Below are 24,817 nucleotides of genomic sequence, written 5' to 3'. Positions count from 1 at the left end.
TGAGGAAAGGTCGTGAACAGACGCGTCATTCTTTTTTGAAGCCTCTTATTGCCTTACCAGAGTCTCCATCCGGGAGCTCCTGGAGGGGCATTTTCAATCATATGCCAAATCGGCACCGTGTACGCAAACGCAATCAAAGCGAACGTCACGAAAATCCATAGCTTCCAATTTTCAAAGAAGAGTGGCGTTGCCATCGCCTCTTCTTCCGTTTCAGCAATCGGAAATTCTTCCGTTCCTTTTGGCGCTCGGAAGGCAAGTTGGAACATCGCATAGAGGAATAGCAGAATCGAGATGAATAAAATCGTTCCGCCGATCGCCATTGCGACATGATATGGAATCCAGTCAGCGACGATTGAATCCTTGAAGTAGGTGGCTGGTCCCGTCCGTCGTGGATTACCGAGTAATCCTGAGATGTGCATCGCAGTCGACATGAATAGCATTCCAATCGTCCAGGCAGCCGTTTGAATAAGTCCAAGACGATTCATTGCTGCTGTTAACGTTCGACCACGTAAGAGCGGGACAAGCCAGTAGGCTGTTCCGAAGAACGTTAGTGCGACGGCGGCACCGACCGTGATATGAAAGTGTCCCGTGACCCACAATGTGTTGTGAACGATGATGTTCAGCTGATGCGATGCATTAATGACACCACCTGCACCTGCTGGAATGAAGAATAACATCCCGATGAACGGTGCAAGGAAACGGACGTCGCGATATGGCATTTTCTTCACCCAACCAAATATGCCAGTTGCTCCCTTCCGGCGACCTGCTAGCTCAAAAGTCGCAAACATCGAGAAGGCAGTCATCAATGATGGAATGATGACGAGGAATGTCAAGACGACTTGGACATACTTCCAAAATGCAGAAATCCCCGGCTCTAACAATTGATGGTGAAAACCAACAGGGAATGAAAAGAGTAGGAATAACAAGAACGACATGCGTGCTAACGCGTCAGAAAAAATCTTCCCACCAACGATTTTCGGAATGACCGTATACCAAACGATATAAGCAGGTAATAACCAAAAATAGACGAGTGGATGACCAAAGTACCAAAATAGCGTCCGGGATAGCTCGATTCCGACCTTATCCGTCCAACCGAGGGATAAAGGAAGTAACTGAAAGAGAATCGTTGCTGCTACGCCGAGTGTCGCAACCACCCATAACAAGGCAGTCATGATGCTCATGTAGGCTTGAAGTGGTGGATGAACGCCAGGGTGTTCCCGCTTATAATCAGCATACATTCGGAACATGGCACCAGACGCGATCCACGTTCCGACGACGAAGATGACGAGTCCGATATAAAATACAGGATGTGCCTTGAGTGGTGCATAGAACGTATAGAGGACGGAAGCTTCACCTGCAAGCACCATCCACGTGACGAGGACGACACCAAGAATCATGAACCAGAACCCGACCCATCCGAGACGTCGCGGAAACTCTTCGAAGCGTCCGAACGATTGACCTAAAAATGAGAACAATAATCCGAAAATGAATAACGTCGTAAAGACGATTGCAAGCATCAATCCGTGAGCAGTCAGAAGCTCATAGTATCCGATTCCAGCGATTTCTGGAATGGCACCTGTCCGTACCATCGTTTGTAGTAATCCACATAGACCACCGATCAATAAGGCGACAAGTGAAAAACTAACATGTGCAAAGGCCAGTTTCGCTTCCTTGACTCCGATGACGGTAGCGGGTAGACCACGCTCCATCTCGAACTGTCTTAGTTTATTTGATATAGCATTCATCTTATTCCACCACCTTGATTTTCGTTGCCATCATATGATGGGCATTACCACAATATTCATTACAGACGACGAGATATTCGCCTGCTTCCTTGAACGTATACTCAATCGAATTAATATGACCGGGAACGACCATCATGTTGACGTTCGTCTTAACGATTTCAAATCCATGAACGACGTCCTTCGATGTCACGAGAAAATCGACTGTCGCCCCTTTAGGTATGATCATATCTTTTGGTGTAAACTGAAAAGCTTGTGAAACGATGACCGCTTCGTATCGGTCATCATCAATCTTTTTTAGTCCTGGTTTATCAAACGGTTTCGTCTGATCGACTTTCGTCGGATCAATCAATGTCGCATCGGATGGTGGTTGATTGCCCGATGCAAAAGCGGATACACCGATGATGGTCAAGAAGACCGCTAGCATCGCTACTCCGAAGATCAGCCAAATTTTTTCTAAACGATGAATGTGCATCGTGACTCCCCCTTAACGTGATATGAACAATAGAAAGATTGAACTCCACATCCCGATGATGACACCTGCTACGATCAGGACGGCAACGAATGTTCCTTTTAGGTTCGATTCTGTCTTTTGACTCATCGTGATTACTCCTTTCCTACTCTGAACTTGTCTTTATTGTAAGAATTCAGCAAGTCTGGAAACTGTGATAAATATCACTTTAAATATGAAAATTCCGCACTTTTTATTTCGAAAACACACAGAAAATTCACATCTAAGTAAGCGTAGAAAAAACTTCTATACACAAAAACAACGCGAGACAGGAAAGTCCTGTTTCGCGTCGGGATGATTCGTACATCTTATTAAATTCGACAAACACCTGCTGGACATCCTTCACAATGACACAGATCCCGTAGATATTGCGGATCGTGAATGATGATTTCTTTTGCAGTCATCGAAATGACCCCTTCTTTTTTCCACTGAGAAAACATACGATTAACGGTCTCACGTGGTGCACCAATCAATTGACCAAATTCACCGTCGGATGGTCGCTTCGCAAGACGATACGTTTCTCCCACTTGTTCCCCTTCCATCGCAATCAAGCGAAGTAACGTCGAAGCTAATGCCCCTGGTTTTCCAAACAGTAGTAAGTCACGTAATTTCGTTTCCGTTTGCTTCCGCATTAATGCTTGCCATCGCATGATCTCAAGCGCAAAGGCACCATCTTTTTTCATAAGCTCTTCTAATTGGTTTTTCGATAAGAATCCGATGATGCTATCTTCCATCGTTTCAATACTGTAGGAACTCGGAAAAGCTTCTCCTACATCAAATTCGCCAAACAAATCTCCTTTAAAATATAAAAACATGAGTAATGAACTGCCTTTTTTCGTCAACTTCGATAGTTTGACGCCTCCTTGTTTCACATAAAACAACTTATCGTTCATTTCCCCTTCCCAACAGACAATGGAATCCTTTTTGAACGTCGTTTCTGTCATGAAGCTCTCAAGCAACGTTCGCGTTTCGGGTGATAAGACGAACGTATTGGCTTCAGTCGTTCCACAAGTTAGCATATCCATTTCTCCTCTCCTCTTCTTCTGCTTTTAGTATAGAACATCACAGTCGAAAAGAATGGATTTTCAAAAGATTGTCAAACTTTGTTCAACATTTCACATTATTATTTTTAAAATAACCTGACGACTACTTTTAAGAATACAAAAGGAATCGTCAGGAGTGATGTCATGGATTTATATCATAGTAATGATGAACAATTCGATTGACTGCTTGCCCCGGCGTCTGATCATACCAGTTCTGTTGGAACTTCTGCATGTGTTGACGACATTCTTCAAGTATCACATCAGACGTGATCCACTCCATCAACTGCTCCATCCGTTCTGTCTGGCGGACAGGTAGCGGTTTCGGATACTGATCCACGAGCCCTGGTAGTTGTCGGTATGTGTCGATATCCGGTGTATACAAGAACGCCGGAATGTTGAGGAGACAGCTTTCAAATGGAATGGAAGAATAATCAGTTACGAGCACATCTGTGATTAGCAAGTAATCATTGATCTGATACGTATCGTCCAAAAGATGGATATGGCTAGAACGATAGGTAGAAAGAGACCGAATCGTTGGATGTAATTTAACGAGAATCGTCCATCCCGCTTGAGCAAGTTGTTCGAACTGTTGAATCGTATGATCTTCTGTTCCTTTGTATTCCCGGTATGTCGGTGCATACAATAAGATCCGACGATCAGTCTTTACATATTGTTTTCTTAATTCCAGTGTTTTCTGCTTTCGTTGCTTCTCATCAAACCAATAGTCCGTTCGTGGCATGCCGAATGGTTTAAAGTGGGACCGTTTTAAGTCGTGTGGTGCCATGAACTGTGTCGCACAGCGCATCCCTGGCACGATGAAATCACCATATTCCTGATAAACACGTCGAAAACGATTTCGTACTCGTTCTGATACGAACAGACTTTTGGAGGAGGTCAGTCCAAACTGCTTTAATGTTCCTGCCGCATGCCATAGCTGGATACGTCGTGTTCCTCGTCGCGTTGTTGCGACACTGAATTCTGCGACATAATTATCGACGAAGACCGTCCGGGAGGTCGCAAGCAAATACGCCAACCGAACGAATCGTAAACGACGAAAGCGAAGAGTCCGATCTGACTTCCACAGATCCGGCTGCTTCATGAAATGATGATCATATACCAGATACCGTTTCTCACTTGGCAATTCCTGCGCTAAGCGATCATTAACAGGTTTTGCGTTATCACCATACGTCATCCAAAACAAAGTGACTGGTCGAAGCGGTAGCCATCGAAAGACACCATAACAAATACGAAACAACAATAAATAGACCCATACGATACCTTCTCTAACCACTTTCATCCTGCCCTTCTACGAAGAAAGACCGCACGTCGATCGTGTGGTCTCCTCTTCAATCACTTCGAAGCTAATTCCGTTTTAATCTGGCTTGTAGAGATGCCTTCAGTCCGACTGAGGTAAACGACTTCACAGTGCTCTTTCAAGAAGTCGAACTCGCCTTTCCAGTCGTCACCCATGACGAAGAGATCAACATCATGTTTTTTCACGTCTTCTACTTTTTGATCCCAGCTGTTTTCTGGAATAACTTCATCCACATAACGGATAGCTTCAAGGATCATCTTCCGATTCTCAAAGTTATGGTAAGACTGTTTATGTTTTAAACGATTGAATTCGTCTGTCGAAATCGCGACGATGAGGTAATCGCCCATCTCTTTTGCGCGTTTCAAGATGTTGATATGACCCCAGTGCAATAAATCAAATGTTCCGTACGTAATAACCTTCTTCATGGTTTTGCTCTCCCTTTTATCCGTAAATTCTCTTTATGATCGTCTTCATCGCCCGTTCTGAAGCCTGCCCATCATCCCATTGACAATACGTCTCTTGGAACGCTCGGAATGCTGACGCATACCGTGTGTGCCAATCATCCAACTGATTCAATTCTTCAAATAGTGCTGTCTCAGTGGATAATAATGGTCCCGGTGCCTCCTGTTCAAAATCGAAGTAAAATCCGCGCAACTGATCGCGATAATGTTCTAAGTCATACGTATAGAATAAAATCGGACGCGATAAATGCGCAAAATCGAACATGACAGAAGAATAATCCGTGATCAAAGCGTCTGACGCCATATAGAGCTCCGCGATATCCGGGTAGTCCGATGCATTTCGAACGGATGGATAAGCAGTGACGTCGAGACGACTTCCGACTAAATAGTGCATTCGAATAAGCAAGACATATTCATCCCCGAATCGCTTTTCAAATTCCTCTAACGAAAAGGGCAGCTCAAATGAATATTTCCCTTGACCTTCGAACGCATTATCTCGCCAAGTAGGTGCATACAGCAAGACTTTTTTCGAAGAATCAATCTCATAGTGGCGATAAACCGTTTCTTTGATTTTAGCATGCCGTGCCTCTTGATAAAATATATCATTTCGAGGGTATCCAATTTCTAGCATTTCACCTTCAAAAGCAAATGCTCGCCGAAAGATTGAACTAGAGTAGGCATTCGGGGAAATTAAGCCGGACCATTTTGCAGTCTCTTCCTTAAATCCTTGCTTGTACCGCTCCGTCGTCGTATTCGCCATTTGGACATCATCCATATCAAGCGCGAGCTTTTTGAGCGGTGTGCCGTGCCATGTTTGGAGATAATACGTTTTTTTCGGTTTGATCAACCAACCCGGTAACCGACTATTTGATACCCAGACCCGTGACGTCGCGAGCAAATAAATCCAGCGAAACGTCAACCGATCTACCGTCTTGACGTCTCGTGGAAACGTAACACCTCGTTGTTTACTAAAAATCAACTCACATTCCGGATGCATCGTACGCATCAATTCGTAGATGGCACGCGGACTGTCACTATATTGCTTTCCGAGAAAACTCTCGAAAAGGACTCGATTTGATTTTTGTGGCAACCACGTAAAGACTTTCATGATGGTTCGCAGACTGCGTTCAATCAAGCCTGTTCGTTTCATCCACTGTTTTACTTGATCTTTCAAGTGAAGAGCTCCTTCTTAAGTCAATTAATCACAGCTCATCATAACAAAAAGCGCATCCATTTGGAATTGCTATTTGTTCGCATGTAGCGGAAAGGTAAATCGAACGCCGTCGTGTTTTTGACGATTCCTTTACGATGGCTGAACGTCTCGAAACTATACTTGCCATGATATCCACCCATGCCACTCGCCCCGACTCCACCAAATGGTAGATGATGCTGTGCGACGTGCATCAATGTGTCATTGACACATCCGCCACCGAATGAAATCCGTTCAAGGATACGATGTTCGACGGCTTTGTTCTCTGTGAACAGATAAAGTGCAAGCGGTTTGTCACGATCATTGACGAACGCGATGACCTCTTCGATTTCACGGTAGGTCAACACCGGCAGGATCGGTCCGAAGATTTCGTCTTGCATCACTGGAGCATCCACCGCTACATTCGTCATGACGGTCGGCGCCATCTTACGCGTTTCCGGATCGACTTGTCCACCGAATTCGATCGTCCCTTGCGACAAGTAACTGCTGAGGCGATTCAGATGATCGTCCGATACGATTTTGACGTAGGATGAGACGCCGACGCCATTCCCGTACTGTTTGAAGGCTTCTTCTTCAATCAACTGCAAGAAACGTTCTTTAACGTCCTCATGAATCAATACGTAATCCGGGGCGATACATGTCTGTCCGGCATTCAGCCATTTTCCCCATGCGATCCGCTTCGCTGCTAGACGAAGATCCGCATCCTTGTGAACGATTGTCGGTGATTTACCACCCAGTTCAAGTGTGACCGGTGTCAAATGCTTCGCTGCAGCTTGATGCACGATTTTTCCGACGCGTGTGGAACCCGTAAAGAAGATATAATCAAAGCGTTCGTTTAATAAAGCGCTACTGACTTCAGCATCTCCTTCTATGACGATTCCGAATCGTTCATGGAATGCCGTTTCAAAAACTTCTCGTAATACACGAGAGACATTCGGTGTCAGCTCGGATGGTTTAAGGACGACCGTATTCCCCGCTGCAATCGCACCAATGACCGGAGCAAGTGCCAGCTGGAAAGGATAGTTCCATGGCGCGATGACAAGAACGTTGCCATAGGGTTCATACTGGATTTCACTTTTTGAGCCGATATGCAGAAGCGGTGTTGCGACACGCTTCGGGCGTGCCAGTCGACGGAGTTGTCGCTCCATCCGTTGAATCTCTCCATAAACGAAACCGATTTCCGTCGTAAAAGCATCATGCTGTCCTTTATTGAGATCTTGTTTTAATGCCTCATAGATCGCCGCTTCATGCGTTTCAATCGCTTGGCGTAAGAACGTCAGCATGCTTAAGCGAAAAGCTAGACTACGTGTTGCACCTGTTTGGAAAAAGTGACGCTGTGTCTCAATGCGCTCTGAAAGCACTGTCTCTGTCATCGTTGTCTCCATCCGAGAATCTCCCCTTTAACTGATCTATAACACTGCCTTTATCTTACCATATCTCTTTTCGACTATGAAAAAAGACGGAGAGGCTTCTCCGTCTTACTTCTTATAATTGAATCGCTGTCTCAAGCGCGACTTTCATCATATCGTTGAATGTCGTCTGGCGCTCTTCCGATGTCGTTTCTTCACCTGTCAACAGATGATCTGAAATCGTCAGGATCGTCAGTGCGTTTACTTTATGTTTTGCTGCAAGTGTGTAAAGACCTGCCGCTTCCATCTCGATTGCGAGACATCCGAAATCCGCCCATTTTTTGAAGTGATGGAAATCATCTTGATAGAACTGATCCGTCGTGAAGATTTGACCGACTTTTGCATCGATACCTTGTTCTTTAGCTGCTGTATATGCTTTATGCAGCAGATCAAAAGAGGCTGTCGGTGCGTAATCTAGTCCATTAAAACGGACACGGTTCTGTGCCATGTCATGCGAAGCACTCATCGCGATGACGACGTCACGAACTTTAACGTCTGGCGTGATCCCACCGGCAGTTCCGACACGGATCAAGTTCTTCGCACCGTATGACTGAACGAGTTCGTTCGCATAGATCGACATCGATGGTACACCCATACCTGTTCCTTGGACCGAAACTTTTTTCCCTTTATAAGTACCTGTGAAGCCATACATGCCTCGAACTTCGTTATAAAGGACGACGTCCTCTAAAAACGTCTCAGCGATGTATTTAGCACGTAACGGATCTCCTGGGAGTAAGACCGTTTCGGCGATTTGTCCTTCAGCTGCATTAATGTGTACACTCATGTACGATTCCTCCTCGATAGTCGTTTAAATCGACAACAATTCACGAAACTCATTCGGTGTCATACCGAATTGTTTTTTGAACACTTTCCGAAAATACTTATCGTCCTGATATCCGACTTCAAGTGCGATTTCGTAAATGCGCGCTTCCGTCTCACTCAATAATTCCTTCGCTCGATTCAAGCGAATCGTTTGAATGTAATCAGATAAGTTAACGGAAAAACGCTGTTTGAAGCGTCGTGATATATACTCTCGGCTCAAGTAAAACCGTTCGCTCATGAATTGCAGTGTCAATTCTTCCGCATAATGCGTTTCGATGTATTTGGCGATTTGATCAATCGCTTCTCCTGATTCCACTACCGGATGGATACATTCCATCGCGCGGGACAAGGCATCATTGAGTACATCTGGATCAACCGGCTTCAATAAATAATCAAAGGATTGATGCAAAATGGCACGTCGCATATACGTATAATCATCATACCCTGTCAGCACGATCGTGACGACCTTTGGATGATGATTTTTTGTCCATTCTAGTAATGTTAATCCGTCGAGTCCAGGCATTTCGACATCTGTCAGCATTAAATCGATCGTTCCAGTATCCAGTAATCGTTTCGCTTCTTCCCCATGTTCCGCCTCGTAAATATGTGAGACCTGCCAACTGTCCCATTCTCCGAGCAATTTGACCGCTTCCCGTACATGTCGTTCATCGTCTACGATCAACACGTTCATGCCAAGTCCCCCTTCTCATATGGAATCCGAATCACGATTTTGAATCCTCCCTCTACCGCTGAAGAAGAGAGCGTCATATTTGCTTGCTCCCCGTAAAAAATCAAGAGCCGTTCATAAATATTGTGGAGACCAATGCCGCTCGTCTCGAGATCTTCTGGGTTACGATGCATGCGCATTTTTCTATCAATCTCTTCAAGTCGTCCTGTTTCAAGAATGGCGCCGCTATTCTCGATTTGAATGATGAGACGTCCACCATCCGTCCGTACTTTGTAGGCGAGATAGTTTTCTGTCGCTGCTAATTGCTGCCGAAAGCCGTGTTTGAAGTAATTTTCAGCGAACGGTTGCAAGATCATCTTCGGCACTTCAATGTCATTGAGATGCCACGGGACGTCAACGATATAACGGAACCGTTCCGGAAAACGTTGCTGTTGCAAACGAATGTACGCTTGAAGATGATCGACTTCTTGTTTTAGGGTTACGATCGTCTGCTCATTATTCATCGAGTAGCGCATCATTTGTGATAATCCGGTGATCGAGCGGTACGCGATCTTACGATCCCCTTGTAACGTCGTCGTTCCGATCGATTGTAAGGCATTGAATAAGAAGTGCGGATTGAGCTGAGATTGTAATGCACGTAGCTCATTCGTCCGGTTTTCAAGTGCCAGTCGATACTCCCGTTTGATTAAACGATCAATCCGTTGAATCATGCGTTGGAACTGACGGTTGAGTAATCCAATCTCGTCATTCGTCGTCGCAACGAATGGTGCTGATAAATCCCCTTGTTCGACTCGCCAGACGTTTGCTGTCAACTGTTTGATTGGTTTCGTGATCTGCATGGCAACGAGACTTGCGGCAATGATCATGACGAACAGTGAGACGAGACCGATCAAAACAAGAATCAATGCCGTTTCGTTCGCCCCTTGGATGACTGACGCATACGGAATCCGTTTGACGAGTATGAGTGGAACGCCATTCGTCATCGTTTTTGAGTAGACGATGAATGATTTTCCGACACGTAAACTCCCACTCTGCCCAGTGAATTGATCGACCGGTAGTTCCATCTCTGCTCCAGTCTGTGCCAATACACGCTGTTCTGTCATCAACCATAACGACTCTTCCGGATCATTCTCGAACAGTTTTAACTGTTGTTCGAATACACGGACTGGAATATCCACTGAAAGGAAGCCGAGTGGCTCATCTGTTTCGACACGATCGATGCGATAGCGAAAACTAACGACTTGTTTCTCATCAAGAATCATCGTGTGCACATTGTATGGTTCAATCGTGTGCGCTCCGTCAATCAACCAACCACTTTTTTGTTTCATCAATCGAAAATAATCCGTTTCTTGCATCCAATCAAACGTTCCCCGACTCGTCGTTTTCATGTTGTAGACCGAATACTCCGAATAACCATTTAAGATGACGAAATGTAACTGCTCGATATCCTGACGTGATAAAAACAGACCTAACATCGCCCGCGAAACGACTCCATCAGATTCGTCTAATTCCTGATCTGCTCCAACGCGCATGATGTTCATCAACGAACGATTCGCATACAGACTTGTCGAGAGACGGCGGATATCCTCTATGTAATGGGTCACCTGTGTATTTCCTCGCGTCAACACGTTCAGGCTAGAACGTTCTGCCTGTTCAATGTTTTGGTGCCGTACATACAAGTAGGAGATCGATGTCGCGAGGGCTGTCGGAATCAAGATCGCCAGGACGACGAGACGAATCAAACGTGTCCGGATACTTTTCATGAAAGGCGCCCCCATCCTTTTTCTTGTAATCAATCGTATCATAACCTTGAATCCGCTTACATCATTTCCTGATATTCTCTTTCATGATTCCTATAAAAAATTCTTTTTTATTTCGACTTGATTCCGAATGAATTTTACTATAATATCATCAATGTTCGTTTTTTAATCAATTTGTTATGAAGGTGGTCCTTTTACCCATGTTTAAACTTGCCGCACATCAAACAACCGTAAAACGTGAAATCCAAGCTGGATTCGTGACGTTCATTACGATGGCATATATTCTGCTCGTCAATCCGACGATTTTAGCAGATGCCGGTATCCCCCAAGCCCAAGCATTTTCTGCGACGATCATCGCGACATTGATTGGTACGCTCCTGATGGGGCTTTATGCGAATCTACCAATTGCAGTCGCACCCGGAATGGGACTCAATGCGTATTTTACTTATACACTTGTCGTTGGTGAAAAGATTCCATATCAGACAGCACTCTCAGTTGTCTTCGTCGCCGGTGTCATTTTCTTATTGTTATCACTCTCACCGATTCGTACGAAGCTGATTGAAATCATTCCGATGACATTAAAGCTTGCGATCACAGGTGGAATCGGTCTTTTCATTGCTTCACTCGGTCTGAAGATGTCAGGAATTCTCGTCGCTAGTGAAGATACACTCGTCACGATTGGCGCATTGACGTCACCAGAAGCATTGATCACACTCATCGGACTATTAGTTGCAGCTATCTTGACGATCAAACGTGTACCAGGTGCTATTTTGTATGCCATGGTCCTCTCTGGATTGATTGCATTCCTGACAGGTGAATTGAAGTTTTCCGATTCCTTCGTTGCGTTACCGACGTTACCAGAAGGATTGATCATCACGAATCCGTTCAACGCCATTCAAGACGTGTTCCAATACGGTCTGTTCAGCGGTGTCCTCTCCTTCGTTCTCGTGACGATGTTTGATACGACAGGTACGATGGTCGCTGTCGGAGAACAGGCTGGATTGATTGAAGAAGATGGATCATTGAAAAACAGCGAACGTGCCCTATTATCTGATTCGACTGCGATGGTCGCTGGTTCATTGTTCGGAACAAGTCCCACAACCGCTTACGTAGAATCTGCAGCGGGTGTTGCTGCTGGTGGACGGACTGGACTCACATCCGTGACGGTCGGGATTCTATTCGCATTATCTGCCGTCTTTGGACCGTTCGTTCAATCGATTTCGAGCGTCCCTGCGATTACTGCGCCAGCATTGATTTTAGTCGGTGCCTTCATGATTCAAAACATCAAACAGATTCCATGGGATGATTTCAGCGAAGCTTTCACGGCTTTCCTCGTCATCTTGATCATGCCATTATCCGGTAGCATCGCAACCGGTATCGCATTCGGTTTCATCGTCTATCCAATCATGAAAGCTATCCAAAAAGAGCGTGTCCATCCACTCATCTATGTGTTCGCGCTTCTCTTCTTCATCCAATTATTCTTCTTATCATAAAAAAACATGCCTGTTCCGTCAGTTAATCGGAACAGGCATGTTTTTTTTGAATCACTTCTTATTTTTTCATTTTATCCCATGTTTTCGTGAAGTCCTGCAGCATCTCGTCAGCTGTTTTTTGCTTACCAACATATGCTTGCATGATCGCTCCGAACTCGTTTACAGCACCATCCGGATACTTGAACCAGTTCCATGAGATCGTTTTTCCGTCTTTCGAGTACGCTTGAATATCATCTGCAAGCGGTCCTAGATCCTTCGCTTCGATTGATTTGAAGGCAGGGATGAATTTAAATTTATTGACCATGTAGTCTTTTCCTGTGTCAGACGTCGCCATCCACTCGAGGAATTTTTTCGCTTCTGCTTTGTTCTTCGAGTTCTTATTGACGACCCAGTTGTTTGGTACGCCGACAGGAAGACGGTCCATTTTTTCTTTATCATCATTGATCGGCATCGGGATGAAGCCCATGTTGATGTCCGGATTGACGTCCGTAATCAATTGTTGTGCCCAGTTCCCTTGTTGAAGCATCGCTGTCTTACCTTCAGCAAATTGAGAGACTTGTGTGTTGTAATCCGTCGTTAACGGATTTTTATTACCGTACTCAATCGTTAAATCAAATAGATTCATGAAATCCTTGAACTGTTTGTTATCTTCGAACTTTCCTTTTCCAGAATTCAAGTCTGCGATGAACTGATCTGGATCATCCTGCTGTGCGACCGGAATGTTCAACAGGTGATTACCGAGAATCCACCACTCCCCGTACCCAATCGAGAATGGCGTCACTCCGTCTGCCTTCAGCTTCTTAGAAGCTTCCGTCAATTCCGTTAATGTTTTTGGAAGTTCCGTGATACCGGCTTTTTTGAAGATATCTTTATTGTAGATAAAGCCATATCCCTCAAGGTTCATTGGCATACCATACAATTTACCATCAATCGTCATTGGCTCTTTTGATAGATCCGTTAAATCACCGACCCACTTTTCATCTGACAAATCTTCTAACTTATCCTGCCATGTCTTTGCTTCCGTAAAGCCACCGTTGTTAAAGACATCTGGTTCATTACCTGAAGCGAACTGTGATTTCAGAGCCGCGCCATAGTCCGATCCACCACCGACTGTTTGCACAACGACTTTCGTTCCGGTTTCCTTTTCATACGCTTTTGCCATCTTTTCCATGTCTTTTGCGATTTCAGCCTTGAATTGGAATACGTTGAGCGTCTTACCGTCTTTTGAACCACTATCTTTCGAGTCATCGCTATTCAATGTACCGCCACCACATGCTGCCAAAGCGACGACCATCGCCGTCGTGACGACAGGTAATGCTGCCCATCTTCTTTTACGCATTCGGATTCCCTCCCTGATTTCGTTTCATTTCGTGCTACATCTTCACAATAAATGAAAACGCTTGCAATGAAGAGAGAGAAAGTTGTCCGGTGTGGTGGAAAATATTGAACAATCGTTATCCGAGTCTTTTCATCGGAATTGTTGTATCATGAAACTAGAGATTCTTTTATGAATAGGAGTTTGATGCCATGTCCTTGCAACTCACGATTTTATTGATTGGTATATTGCTGTTTGCCGCCGTCTGGACGACGAAGTTATCAAGTCGTCTGAATATTCCTGCTCTACTGATTTTTATCGCCCTTGGTATGATTGCCGGAAGCGACATTACGGGGTTCATTCGTTTTGACGATGCAGAACTGGCTCAGCTTCTTGGAACCGTCGCCCTCATCATCATCTTATTCGAGGGTGGTCTGCAAACGGTTTGGAAGGAAGTGCGTCATGAATTAGCCCCTTCCCTCTCGCTTGCGACGTTCGGGGTCTTCATCGCTACATCCATCGTTGCCGTTGCTTCCCATTATATTCTGGGCTTTAGTTGGGCGAATGCTTTTTTACTCGGGGCAATCGTTGGTTCGACGGATGCCGCTGCTATCTTTTCTGTCTTGAGTGGTCAGCCGATTCGACGGAAAGTCGGGTCAACACTTGAAGTCGAGTCCGGTACGAATGACCCGATGGCCGTCTTTTTGACTGTCTTGTTCCTTGAGTTCGTAACAAACCCTGAAGAAGCATCGCTCTTATCGGGACTTGGATCACTCGTTTGGGAAATGGCGATGGGACTTCTGATTGGTTTGTTCATCGGATGGGCAGCTTCGACGTTGATCAATCGAATCGATTTGTCCTCTTCTAGCTTTTATCCGATCATGCTCATGTCGTTTGCTTTCCTGTCTTTCGGTTTAGCTGATACGTTCCATGCCAGTGGATTTTTAGCCGTTTATGTCACAGCGATCTACATCAGTAATCATGAACTCGTCTACCGACAGACACTCGTTCGTTTTACGATGAGTATGGCGCACCTTGCCCAAATCGGAATGTTCATCGTGCTCGGTCTGCTTGTCTTTCCGAAACAATTGCTCAATGTCCAGGTCATCCTGTCTTCCATTGCGTTGGCGCTGATCTTAATTTTCATCGCTCGTCCTTTGTCAGTCTGGGTGAGTCTCCTTCCGTTTCGTTATTCGTGGCAAGAGAAGGTCTTCATTTCTTTTGCTGGTCTAAAAGGAGCGGTACCAATCATTCTCGCGACATACCCTCTCGTTGCGGATATCGAGAATGCATCGATGATCTTCAATATCGTGTTTTTCACAGTCTTATTATCAACGCTAATTCAAGGAAGTATGCTGACGTTCCTTTCCGAGCGGTTACGACTGAACGAAACACAGACTTCTGCTATCCATACCGTCATTGAATTCATGTCAATCGGTAAACCGAATGCGGAAATCATTGAATTGACGTTACCAATGTCCCATCCATTCATTGGAACGACGATCTCAGAAATCGATTTGCCTCAGGAATTTTTGATCACGGCCATCATCCGTGATGATCAAATCATTACACCACGTGGGGACACTGCCTTAGAAGGCAATGATCAGTTACTACTGCTAACTCCAAAACATCGGATCAAGACACTGAAACGATTTCTGTTTCCTCCCGCTTGATCTGTTCATGAAACAACGCAGTGGATCCTGAAGATCCACTGCGTTGTTTTTTTACATATTCATGAATCTTGTTGTTTCGTTTAAGCGTCTTGCTTCTGTTCTTTACGCTTCGCTTTAGCACGACGGTAGAGAACGTATCCACCAAGAATCACGACGATTCCACCTAAGATCCACCATAACTCCTGTTCTAATCCTTTTAGCATGGATTCAGCACGTTCTACTCCGAATCGTTCACCGACCCAGATGTAAAAGAAGGAAACCGGAAAAAGTCCAATACTTGAAGCGAGTAAATAGCGTTTGAACGAAAGACTAAACAAACCACACGGAATCGAGACGACCGAGCGCACGACGGGGAAGAAGCGTCCGAACAAAGCAGACCATGTTCCATATTTCCCGACGATGCGCTCCCCTTGCTCAATTTCTTTTTCTTTAATCAGTAACCATTTGCCGTACCGGATAAGTATCGGACGACCTGCATAACGACCTAGAAGATAAAAGACCGTCGCGCCCATCAGACTTCCTAAAAAACCGACCAGAACAGCAGTTGTCCAACTGACCGTTCCGTTCGACACATATAGACCGAGCAACGGTAAGCCCACTTCTGCCGGAATCAATTCTGTTCCAAGACCAACGATCATAATTCCTAAAAACAGCCAGAGATTGGATTCTCCGGCTGAAAACAACCATTCCAACATACGAGTAACCCTCCGTTCATCCTCTCGCTGGACGGAGGAGATAATAAATGATGACGACTAACGTCGTCCAGACGCCTGTGAAGATTCCGATAATCCCGACAATGAAGAAACCGAGTGCAACGATTGAGCCTGTCTGTTTATAATCCCGCCACATCGTCCGTAAGCCCTTAATGTTAAACCAAAGAAACGCAATGAACAAAATAGGGATGAGTAATCCTACGATCAATAAAGAAGACATGTCTTCACCTCTTTCTTATTTATTGTTATCCCCATTCTATCAGGAATCGACACGTCTTTCCTCCGCCTGAGGTCGTACGAACCTAAAAAAAGAGCACGCTTCTGAATCGAAGCACGCCCTTTGCTTTATAAAACATCCTATTTTGACGCTTTCTTACTATATATATATGTCAGAGCAAGTGGATGCCTTCCGCTTGGAGACTTTTACGCGTCTCTTCTGACCAGACAGAAGCTTGGACTTCACCGATGTGACGTTTTTTCAATAAGAACATCGCCATACGGGATTGACCGATTCCTCCACCCATCGTTAACGGTAGACGCTCTTCGAGCACACCTTGATGGAACGGGAATGCCAATTTATCCTCTTCTTGAGCAATCGCCGTCTGTTTCAACAACGCTTCACGGTCAACGCGAATTCCCATTGAAGACAATTCGAATGCTCCGATTTCTGGGTGGTGTACTAAAATGTCACCGTTGAGTGACCAGTCATCGTAGTCAGCCGCTCGACCATCATGCTTCTCACCTGAAGCCAGTGCGCCACCGATTTGCATGAGGAAAACGGCACCATATGCTTTCGTGACTTCTGTTTCACGTTCTTTCGTCGAAAGTGTTGGATACGCATCTTCTAATTCTTGCGTCGTCATGAAATGAATCGTTTCCGGCAAGATCGCTGAAATGCCGTACTCTGCTTCCACTTCCTGTTCGACTTGGCGAATCGTTGCGTAGATCGCTTGTACCGTTTCTTGTAGATAAGCACTCGTCCGTTGTTCTTTCGTAATGATTCGTTCCCAGTCCCACTGATCGACGTGAATGGAATGTGTCGCATCCAGCATCTCATCGCGACGAATCGCATGCATCAACGTGTACAATCCTTCTCCCGCTTCAAATCCGTACGTATGAAGCGCTTGACGCTTCCACTTCGCAAGGGATTGAACGATTTCAAGATCTGCTGTGTGATCCAAGGCATCGAAGCGAATGATTCGCTCTACGCCGTTGAGATGATCGTTGACACCGAGTGTGCTTTCTACGAACAATGGTGCTTCGACACGTGTCAATCCGAGTGTCGTCGAAAAGCGTTCTTCAAAGCGTTTCTTTACGAGTGTGATAGCTTCCTGTGTGTGTTTCATCGATACGAGTGTTGTCATGGTGGTGTTCCTCCTCAATTGTGTTTTGAAAAAGAAGCCATAAAAAAGAGCCCTTCTTTCCCAAGAATATGGGACGAAAGACTCGGTTCCGCGGTACCACCCATGTTAGCAACGATGTTGCTCACTCAAAAGACGAATCACTTCATCTTCGGCCATATGATAACGGACAGGCAACTCCGGCTACGCCTACTGACATTCGGGTTCGGGTAGCGACTCCGGGAGGTTCTTCGCATCTTGCTTCCGACTGGGCTCTCACCATCCCCAGCTCGCTATACGGTCGTACAAGGTGTTACTCTTCCCTTCAACGTCGTTGTTACAATTGAATTGAGAACATCGTACAACAGGTCGCAAGTGTTTGAAAAGACTTTTTTTCAAAAAAAATAAAAGTTGTCAGATTAATCTGACGTGTAAAACATGAAAAAAACGTTCTCGCAGAAGCGAGAACGCGCTTACAAAAATTATTTGATGGATCCACTCGTAATTCCTTGAATGATCTGTTTTTGCAAGGCAAAGAAGAACAACAATAACGGAATGATCCCGAGGACGAGTCCGGCAAGTGCTAAGTCCCACTGCTTCGTATACTGACCGAAGAAATAGAACGTCGCAAGTGGAATCGTCCGTAAATCGACGTCTCGTAACATCAGCGATGGCAGTAGGAAATCGTTCCAAATCCAAAGCGTGTTCAAGATGATGATCGTGACCGTGATCGGTTTGAGTAATGGAAACACGATACGCCAGAATACACCCCACTGTGAACAACCATCAATGATGGCTGCCTCCTCGATTTCTTCAGGAATCGACTTCATGAATCCATGGTATAAGAAGATTGATAATCCAGATCCAAAACCAAGATACATCAGAATCAATCCCCAATAACTGTTCTGCAATCCGAGATCACCAGACAGTTTCGATAAGGGAATCATGATCGACTGGAATGGAATGATCATCGCGGCAACGAATAAGAAAAAGATGATCGTCGACAAGCGTGTTTTCGTCCGGACGAGTTTCCAAGCTGCCATCGAACAAAAGATGATGATGACCGCGTTAGCGCCTACTGTAATGATGACGGAGTTTAAAAAGACTTTTCCGAAGTTCATGGCTTCCCATGCTTCTGAATAGTTGGACGTCATCCATTCCTTTGGTAGGCCAGATGTATTCGTAAAGATATCTCCCTGCGTCTTGAATGAATTCGAGACGACGTAATAGAACGGAATCATATACAGAAGCCCCATCAATAAGGCTGCCAGCTCGACTGTTCCAAGACGGAGTGAATAACGACCTCTCGTCTTTTTGGAGCGCTTCGGTTTCTCCTCTTGCGGAGTGGGTAACGGTTGTGCCGTACTCATGCTTCCACCTCCCGTTTTTTCGTCAGATAGACTTGAGTGACTGTAATCGCGGCGACAACAACGAAGAAGATGATCGCTTTCGCTGACCCGAGTCCAAGATTATTGTTCGTAAACGATTCTTTATAAATGTTTAAAGCAAGCATTTCGGTCGATTTGAATGGTCCACCATTCGTTAGGGATAAGTTCGTATCGAATAACTTGAAGGACCATGAAATCGTCAAGAACAAACAGATCGTGACCGACGGCATGATCAGTGGCAACGTAATGTTCCGTAACGTCGAGAGACGATTGGCACCATCGATTTTTGCTGCTTCAATCAGCTCTTGTGGCACGTTTTGTAGAGCTGCGATATAGATGACCATGATGTAACCGCCACCTTGCCAAATCGAAACGATGATGATACCCCAGAATCCTGTCCGGGCATCTCCTAACCATGGAAGTTCAAATATACTCCACCCTGTCAATTCACCAATCGATGCGAAGCCTTTGACATAGATGAACTGCCAAACGAACCCGAGGATCAACCCACCGATCAAGTTCGGCATGAAGAAAATCGTTCGTAAGAAATTACGCGTGCGAATATTTTGTGTCAATAAAAACGCCAAGATGAAACCGACGACATTCGTTAAGATGACGGCAACGACCGTATATTTCGTCGTCAACCAAAATGACTGCTGGAACTGCTCGTCATTCGTAAAGAGACGGACATAGTTATCAAAGCCGATCCAATTTAATTCTCCGGTTACACCGTTCCAATCCGTGAACGAATACATGACGCCATTGAAAAACGGTACAAGCACGATCACTGCGAATACAAGAAAGACCGGTCCGACGAAGAGCCAAAAATCAAGACCGCGTTTCCACTTCTTTTGTCCAGATGTCATTGTTTCATCCCTCCTCCACTCTACAGTACGTCTTTCTCTAGCACTTGAACACGTCACCATTTGACCCATTGGGTGGAAAATATTGAACGTTTTCTTTTGGCGCGTTCGCACTAGATACGCTACTATTAGAAAAAAGAGAGATCCAATCAAAGAGGGAGTCGATACCATGGAAAAGACCATTCGTTCAGACTTAGAAATCGCACAGCAAACCGTCTTACGCCCGATTCGAGAAATTGCGGACCGAATTGGTTTGCAAGAAGAGGATTTTGATACGTACGGAAAGTATAAAGCGAAGTTGACAGACGGACTGTTGAACCGATTGGCAACGAAATCTGACGGGAAATTGATCCTTGTCACTGCCATCAATCCGACAGCCGCCGGTGAAGGAAAATCAACCGTCACTGTCGGACTCGGACAGGCGTTGCATCGGGCAAACCACAAGACGATGATTTGTTTACGGGAACCCTCACTCGGTCCGACGATGGGCTTAAAAGGTGGCGCGTGTGGTGGTGGCTATAGCCAAGTCCTACCGATGGAAGAGATCAACCTTCATTTCACAGGCGATATGCATGCGATTACATCTGCTCATAATACAATCAGTGCCTTGCTCGACAATCACCTGCATCAAGGTAACATCCTTGGCATCGATCCGCGTCGTATCGTCTGGAAACGCGTTCTTGATTTGAATGACCGTGCCTTGCGCCAAGTCACGATTGGTCTTGGTGGTCCTGCGCATGGCGTGCCACGTCAAGATGGGTTCGATATCACGGTCGCTTCCGAGATCATGGCGGTCCTTTGTCTAGCAGACTCGATCACGGATCTCGAACGACGCTTGAGTCGCATCGTCGTTGCCTATACGTACGATCAACAGCCGGTTACGGTCAAAGATATTCAGGCGTCAGGAGCTGCGACGTTGCTTCTGAAAGATGCGTTTCGTCCGAACCTCGTTCAAACCGTCGAAGGAACACCAGCATTGATTCACGGTGGACCATTCGCGAACATCGCACATGGCTGTAACTCTTTGATTGCAACACAAACTGCACTGAAGCTAAGTGATTACGTTGTCACAGAAGCAGGATTCGGAGCCGATTTAGGTGCCGAAAAATTCTTCAACATCAAATCACGGATCGGTGGACTCCACCCGGATGCCGTCGTCATCGTCGCTACGGTTCGTGCCTTGAAGATGCACGGAGGTGTAGACAAAACGCAACTCAGCGAAGAAAATCTCGCTGCCTTAACAGATGGTCTTGCGTTACTTGAAAAACACGTCGAGACGATGAGTCTATTCGGTGTCCCTGCCGTCGTTGCCTTGAACCGTTTCTTCACCGACACGGAAGCAGAACGGAACATGATCCTAGAATGGTGTCAGGATCGTAATATTCGTGTCGCGGAAAGTGAAGTCTTCAGTAAAGGGGGAGCTGGCGGTGAAGCGCTTGTCACGGAAGTCATGCAAGCTCTTGAGGAACCGAGCCAGTTCCGCCCTCTGTATCCTGACGTCTTACCGCTTCGCCAAAAGATCGAGCGTATCGCAAAGCGTGTCTACGGTGCAGCCGACGTTCATTTTGAAGACAAAGCACTCCGCGAACTCGAACGGTGTACGGAGATGGGGTTGAATGAGTTACCGATTTGTATGGCAAAAACACCATTTTCTTTAACCGATGATCCTGCTCGTTATGGCCGTGTCGAAGACTTCACGATCACGGTCCGCGAAATCCGACCATCGGTTGGTGCAGGGTTCATCGTTGCATTGACTGGGAATGTATTAACGATGCCAGGATTACCCGCAGTTCCCGCCGCCTTCCACATGGGCGTTTCGGAAGACGGACAGGTATTCGGACTTTCTTGATGAGAGGATGAGTTACATGACGATTGATCATTCACATTGGATAGCCTCTGACGGCTATACTACGACATTGCATAGCCTCGAAGCCCATGATCCTAAAGGAGTCGTGATCGTCTTTCACGGGATGATGGAGCATGGCGCACGGTATGAGGAATTCGCCGAATTCCTCTATGCGCATCATTACCATACGATCATCGCAGACTTACGCTGTTTCGGAACTCGAGCAGCACAGCTTGGAACACTTGGGCACCTTGAGCCGAATCAAGGGTTTAAACAATTGATGCAGGATGCAGAAGAACTCGTCTCTGACATCAAAGAGCGTTATCCGACGCTACCAGTGTTCATTTTTGGTCATAGTTTTGGTTCATTGATCGCTCGCCGGATCGGTCAAACACTCGGTCATACGGTAGCCGGAATCATCGCGAGCGGCCCTCCGACTAGCACAGGCTTACTCGGTGATGTCAGCCAAAAACTCGTCGAACGTCAAATCCATCAGCTGTCAGCAACACACCCTGCTGAACGATTTGGACAACTCGTGTTCGGACGGTATAACTTACGCTTCTTCCCAGCACTTTCTAAAAATGCTTGGCTCTCTTCGGATCCTCAATCCGTCATGCGCTATGATGCAGATCCATTGTCCGGTCAAACGGTCACGCTTGGGTTCTTCCACGAACTCTTGCATGCAACGAAGCTCGTCAACGCACTTGCTTCCGTCTATCAGCATCCACGTCACTTACCCCTCTTATTGCTTGCTGGCGGGGATGACGCGGTCGCGTTCGACGGAAAAGGTATCCATCATTTGTTTGATATGTATAATCGTGTCCGTGTCGATGCTGTACAGCTGACGATTTATCGAGGGTTACGTCATGAGCTCTTCCATGAGTTCGAACGCATCCGCGTTTTTGCCGATATCGCGAGCTGGTTGAATAAACAAGTCAATCCTGCAGCTAAACAGTCATCTTCCCGTTCTTCTTAAGCCACATCGTTCGATATAAAAAAAGGCAGCGGATCCTTGTGATCCGTTGCCTTTTGCACTTCTATCGTATCCTTCATTGAATCCAAGTCAGTGAAGAAATCATCGCTTCGATTTCTTCGATTTCAAGCGTCTCGCGTTCTGCGGAGTACGTCAATAAGACTAACCGTTCCCCGTCCGAATACGCGTAGATGCGTAAAAAGATATCTTCTTCTTTCCCATCTACTGCAAGCAACGCTTCTTTTGTTGAATTACGACGGACTTCAAGTGCTCCTGTTAGTTCGATGCCGAACTCTTCCACCAACAGATTGATTTCTTGTTCCGCCGCCTCATACGGTGTCAATTCTTCTGAATCGGACTCATAAATGGATAATTGGAGCGTACCCATTGCATTTTCATCCGTCGAATAAAAACTGACATATGTCTCTTCTTCTTGATATTCGAATACCTTTGGATATTCTAGCGTGATCCAATGATCGACTGTGTACTGTTTCATTTGAATTCCTCCATTCGTTGTATCTCTTCAAAGCGGATACCCGTCACAGCCATACGCTCGAATTGTCGAGCGAGTTGAGCAGAGACGAACATGCGATGCGTGCGCTCATCTCGCATAAGATGATGCGGACAAATCGAATCGCTGATTCGTCGCTCTGTCAAAAAATAGACGCGTCGTCTCGGGACCGGACGGAATACATCCGTCGTATGTAGATGTTCGATCCGACTGACAGATAAGAGATTGAGAAGATAGTACGGAACCACTCCGTCCTTCGTCTCAAGATGTACCTTGAGACATTGTACAGAAAAAGGCGCGTATGCTGCAATGACGCGTTGCACACGTTCCGAGACGAGCGGCAGATCGAATGTGTTTGGAAGGACATCCGGTAGCAAATCCGCATCTTGATTGATGGAAAAAGCAAGTACACCTACGTTATGGAACCACTCTCCTATCAATAAGCGATGACGATCGAATTGATGGTGACAGATCGCCTTCCATCCTTTTCCCATCGACTGTTCGCTCCAAACTCGCACTTCATTCACCAGACACTCTCTCCTCTACCCAACTTTACCCATATTGCAAATCAAGATTACCATTGGAAACGATTAACTAGTATTATTGTACACCGAATCTTAAAAGAAATTGCTTTTTTTCATAAAAGTTATGGAAATGCACTCTTTGCTATGCTACTATATTTCATGTAGCCGATACGCGGGTGTAGTTTAATGGTAAAACCTCAGCCTTCCAAGCTGATGACGAGAGTTCGATTCTCTTCACCCGCTCCAATTATGACATAACATAGGTCTAGGACCATTTCCCTCTAGAGGGCAGGCGACTCGCGACGTGCGAGTCGTCTTTTTTATTGATTCTGCTGATGATTCCAACGAATTTATGGGTATACAACGATATAGATAGAGATTCGTAAAGGAGGATTCGTATGATTCAGATGAAAATGCCCGGCGTGACGATTTATCAAAGTACACTCATGAAAACGACTTCGACATTAATCGAGACGCCTGATTGTCTGATCGTCGTCGACCCTGGCTGGCTTCCCGATGAGATTGCAACGATTCGTCGAGACGTCGAAATCGTGCGTCGCGAACGACCATTATACGTCGTCTATACGCATGCCCATTTCGATCATATTTTAGGTGCCTATGCCTTTACGGATGCCATCGTCATCGCTTCGAAACCGTTCATCGATGTCGACCGACAAGAAGCGCTAAAAGCCGTACAAGATTTTAATGATGAATTCTATATCGATTCTCCCGTCCTTTTCCCAGACGTGACACATGTCATCCATGAGTCTGAGACGATTTTAACGATCGGACAAACGAAGCTGATCTTCTTTTTGACGCCCGGTCATGAAGTGACTCATCTTTCCTTCATCGTCATGCCACTTCACTTGTTAGTCTGCGGCGATTACGCTTCAGACGTTGAAATCCCCTTGATCGAACACGATTCCTCTGAGTATTTGACGACGCTCGAGTTACTCGAGTCGTTCATTTATGAATATGAAGTCAAACTCTTGATTCCCGGACACGGTCACATTTGTGATGTCCGAACAGAGATGATCGAACGACTTCATCAGAGCTATGATTATATTCTTGCCCTCCGTGCCGGAAAAGAATCCGACTGGGCTCCGTCTTGGCAAACGACCCCTTTTATGAAACGTCTGCATGAAAAAAATAAGCGACAAGTCAAAAAAGAACAAGAAGAACGATTAGCCCGACGCCATTATGATTAACTTCGCTCA

The 24,817-nt window shown here is 45.6% G+C and carries 24 protein-coding genes, 1 tRNA gene and 1 other annotated feature; of the genes, 6 read left to right on the top strand and 19 right to left on the bottom strand.

All coding sequences use genetic code 11. From position 1 onward, the window contains the following. Positions 1 to 53: 53 nt before the first annotated feature. From ITJ88_RS12835 to ITJ88_RS12785, 11 genes are all read right to left on the bottom strand, one after another. Positions 54 to 1,745, bottom strand: coding sequence for a b(o/a)3-type cytochrome-c oxidase subunit 1 (locus tag ITJ88_RS12835; protein ID WP_023467255.1), 1,692 nt, complete (start codon positions 1,743 to 1,745; stop codon positions 54 to 56). 1 nt (position 1,746) lies between these two features. Further along, positions 1,747 to 2,217 carry a cytochrome c oxidase subunit II gene (locus ITJ88_RS12830; RefSeq protein WP_195865917.1) on the bottom strand — a complete coding sequence of 157 codons (471 nt, stop codon included), beginning with the start codon at positions 2,215 to 2,217 and terminating at the stop codon, positions 1,747 to 1,749. A 12-nt stretch (positions 2,218 to 2,229) separates the two neighbouring features. Then, on the bottom strand, positions 2,230 to 2,343 hold the full coding sequence (locus ITJ88_RS12825) for a hypothetical protein (protein ID WP_023467253.1): 114 nt from the start codon (positions 2,341 to 2,343) through the stop codon (positions 2,230 to 2,232). Between the two features lie 221 nt (positions 2,344 to 2,564). Next, positions 2,565 to 3,278, bottom strand: coding sequence for a Crp/Fnr family transcriptional regulator (locus tag ITJ88_RS12820; RefSeq protein WP_230088852.1), 714 nt, complete (start codon positions 3,276 to 3,278; stop codon positions 2,565 to 2,567). A gap of 160 nt (positions 3,279 to 3,438) precedes the next feature. Next, complete coding sequence (locus tag ITJ88_RS12815) at positions 3,439 to 4,593, bottom strand: CDP-glycerol glycerophosphotransferase family protein (RefSeq protein WP_149426862.1); 1,155 nt, start codon at positions 4,591 to 4,593, stop codon at positions 3,439 to 3,441. Between the two features lie 53 nt (positions 4,594 to 4,646). Next, positions 4,647 to 5,036, bottom strand: coding sequence for a glycerol-3-phosphate cytidylyltransferase (tagD, locus tag ITJ88_RS12810; RefSeq protein ID WP_050678243.1), 390 nt, complete (start codon positions 5,034 to 5,036; stop codon positions 4,647 to 4,649). 16 nt (positions 5,037 to 5,052) lie between these two features. Continuing rightward, entirely contained in the window at positions 5,053 to 6,222 is a 1,170-nt protein-coding gene (locus tag ITJ88_RS12805) for a CDP-glycerol glycerophosphotransferase family protein (protein ID WP_195865955.1), read from the bottom strand. A 62-nt stretch (positions 6,223 to 6,284) separates the two neighbouring features. Next, positions 6,285 to 7,667 (bottom strand): aldehyde dehydrogenase, encoded by a 1,383-nt coding sequence (locus ITJ88_RS12800; protein WP_195865916.1) that lies wholly within the window; start codon positions 7,665 to 7,667, stop codon positions 6,285 to 6,287. A gap of 100 nt (positions 7,668 to 7,767) precedes the next feature. After that, the gene (gene deoD / locus ITJ88_RS12795; RefSeq protein ID WP_023467244.1) at positions 7,768 to 8,475 is read right to left on the bottom strand and encodes a purine-nucleoside phosphorylase; all 708 of its coding nucleotides are present in this window, start codon (positions 8,473 to 8,475) and stop codon (positions 7,768 to 7,770) included. Between the two features lie 24 nt (positions 8,476 to 8,499). Continuing rightward, positions 8,500 to 9,204: a response regulator transcription factor gene (locus tag ITJ88_RS12790; RefSeq protein WP_023467243.1), complete on the bottom strand. Its 705-nt coding sequence runs from the start codon at positions 9,202 to 9,204 to the stop codon at positions 8,500 to 8,502. Then, positions 9,201 to 10,964 carry a sensor histidine kinase gene (locus ITJ88_RS12785; protein ID WP_058704994.1) on the bottom strand — a complete coding sequence of 588 codons (1,764 nt, stop codon included), beginning with the start codon at positions 10,962 to 10,964 and terminating at the stop codon, positions 9,201 to 9,203. Before ITJ88_RS12785 ends, ITJ88_RS12790 begins: the two co-directional genes overlap by 4 nt. A gap of 197 nt (positions 10,965 to 11,161) precedes the next feature. On the opposite strand from ITJ88_RS12785, the gene ITJ88_RS12780 reads away from it, so the two are divergent. Beyond that, positions 11,162 to 12,454 (top strand): NCS2 family permease, encoded by a 1,293-nt coding sequence (locus ITJ88_RS12780; RefSeq protein WP_195865915.1) that lies wholly within the window; start codon positions 11,162 to 11,164, stop codon positions 12,452 to 12,454. A 58-nt stretch (positions 12,455 to 12,512) separates the two neighbouring features. Here ITJ88_RS12780 and ITJ88_RS12775 read toward each other — a convergent pair whose 3' ends face one another. Further along, the gene (locus tag ITJ88_RS12775; protein WP_195865914.1) at positions 12,513 to 13,793 is read right to left on the bottom strand and encodes an ABC transporter substrate-binding protein; all 1,281 of its coding nucleotides are present in this window, start codon (positions 13,791 to 13,793) and stop codon (positions 12,513 to 12,515) included. Positions 13,794 to 13,981: 188 nt separating this feature from the next. Between ITJ88_RS12775 and ITJ88_RS12770 the strand changes: the two genes are divergently transcribed. Beyond that, positions 13,982 to 15,442 carry a potassium/proton antiporter gene (locus ITJ88_RS12770; protein ID WP_195865913.1) on the top strand — a complete coding sequence of 487 codons (1,461 nt, stop codon included), beginning with the start codon at positions 13,982 to 13,984 and terminating at the stop codon, positions 15,440 to 15,442. Between the two features lie 80 nt (positions 15,443 to 15,522). Here ITJ88_RS12770 and ITJ88_RS12765 read toward each other — a convergent pair whose 3' ends face one another. The 5 genes from ITJ88_RS12765 to ITJ88_RS12745 all read right to left on the bottom strand — a co-directional run bounded on the left by ITJ88_RS12765 (position 15,523) and on the right by ITJ88_RS12745 (position 19,749). Continuing rightward, the gene (locus ITJ88_RS12765; RefSeq protein ID WP_195865912.1) at positions 15,523 to 16,137 is read right to left on the bottom strand and encodes a DedA family protein; all 615 of its coding nucleotides are present in this window, start codon (positions 16,135 to 16,137) and stop codon (positions 15,523 to 15,525) included. Positions 16,138 to 16,153: 16 nt separating this feature from the next. Then, positions 16,154 to 16,375 (bottom strand): hypothetical protein, encoded by a 222-nt coding sequence (locus tag ITJ88_RS12760; RefSeq protein WP_195865911.1) that lies wholly within the window; start codon positions 16,373 to 16,375, stop codon positions 16,154 to 16,156. A 169-nt stretch (positions 16,376 to 16,544) separates the two neighbouring features. After that, positions 16,545 to 17,519 carry an aspartate--ammonia ligase gene (gene asnA, locus ITJ88_RS12755; protein ID WP_195865910.1) on the bottom strand — a complete coding sequence of 325 codons (975 nt, stop codon included), beginning with the start codon at positions 17,517 to 17,519 and terminating at the stop codon, positions 16,545 to 16,547. A 66-nt stretch (positions 17,520 to 17,585) separates the two neighbouring features. Then, positions 17,586 to 17,833 (bottom strand) — a binding site (T-box leader). Between the two features lie 144 nt (positions 17,834 to 17,977). Next, positions 17,978 to 18,865, bottom strand: coding sequence for a carbohydrate ABC transporter permease (locus ITJ88_RS12750; RefSeq protein ID WP_087682156.1), 888 nt, complete (start codon positions 18,863 to 18,865; stop codon positions 17,978 to 17,980). Beyond that, positions 18,862 to 19,749, bottom strand: coding sequence for a carbohydrate ABC transporter permease (locus tag ITJ88_RS12745; RefSeq protein WP_195865909.1), 888 nt, complete (start codon positions 19,747 to 19,749; stop codon positions 18,862 to 18,864). Before ITJ88_RS12745 ends, ITJ88_RS12750 begins: the two co-directional genes overlap by 4 nt. 166 nt (positions 19,750 to 19,915) lie before the next feature. On the opposite strand from ITJ88_RS12745, the gene ITJ88_RS12740 reads away from it, so the two are divergent. After that, a complete protein-coding gene (locus ITJ88_RS12740; RefSeq protein ID WP_195865908.1) occupies positions 19,916 to 21,595 on the top strand; it encodes a formate--tetrahydrofolate ligase in 1,680 nt (559 codons plus the stop codon). A gap of 16 nt (positions 21,596 to 21,611) precedes the next feature. Beyond that, the gene (locus ITJ88_RS12735) at positions 21,612 to 22,568 is read left to right on the top strand and encodes an alpha/beta fold hydrolase (RefSeq protein WP_082202576.1); all 957 of its coding nucleotides are present in this window, start codon (positions 21,612 to 21,614) and stop codon (positions 22,566 to 22,568) included. Positions 22,569 to 22,641: 73 nt separating this feature from the next. Here ITJ88_RS12735 and ITJ88_RS12730 read toward each other — a convergent pair whose 3' ends face one another. Next, positions 22,642 to 23,061, bottom strand: a complete 420-nt coding sequence (locus ITJ88_RS12730) for a hypothetical protein (RefSeq protein WP_023467229.1) — start codon at positions 23,059 to 23,061, stop codon at positions 22,642 to 22,644. Continuing rightward, positions 23,058 to 23,603, bottom strand: a complete 546-nt coding sequence (locus ITJ88_RS12725) for an imm11 family protein (protein WP_244290094.1) — start codon at positions 23,601 to 23,603, stop codon at positions 23,058 to 23,060. Before ITJ88_RS12725 ends, ITJ88_RS12730 begins: the two co-directional genes overlap by 4 nt. A gap of 169 nt (positions 23,604 to 23,772) precedes the next feature. Here ITJ88_RS12725 and ITJ88_RS12720 point away from each other — a divergent pair. Next, positions 23,773 to 23,846, top strand: a tRNA-Gly gene (locus ITJ88_RS12720). A 152-nt stretch (positions 23,847 to 23,998) separates the two neighbouring features. Then, complete coding sequence (locus tag ITJ88_RS12715; RefSeq protein WP_195865907.1) at positions 23,999 to 24,808, top strand: MBL fold metallo-hydrolase; 810 nt, start codon at positions 23,999 to 24,001, stop codon at positions 24,806 to 24,808. The last annotated feature ends 9 nt before the right edge of the window (positions 24,809 to 24,817 follow it).

The sequence above is a fragment of the Exiguobacterium abrahamii genome (assembly GCF_015645365.1).
GTDB lineage: Bacteria > Bacillota > Bacilli > Exiguobacteriales > Exiguobacteriaceae > Exiguobacterium_A > Exiguobacterium_A abrahamii.
The sequence above is the reverse complement of the archived record's forward strand: the minus strand, read 5'-3'. Positions and strand labels throughout refer to the sequence as shown.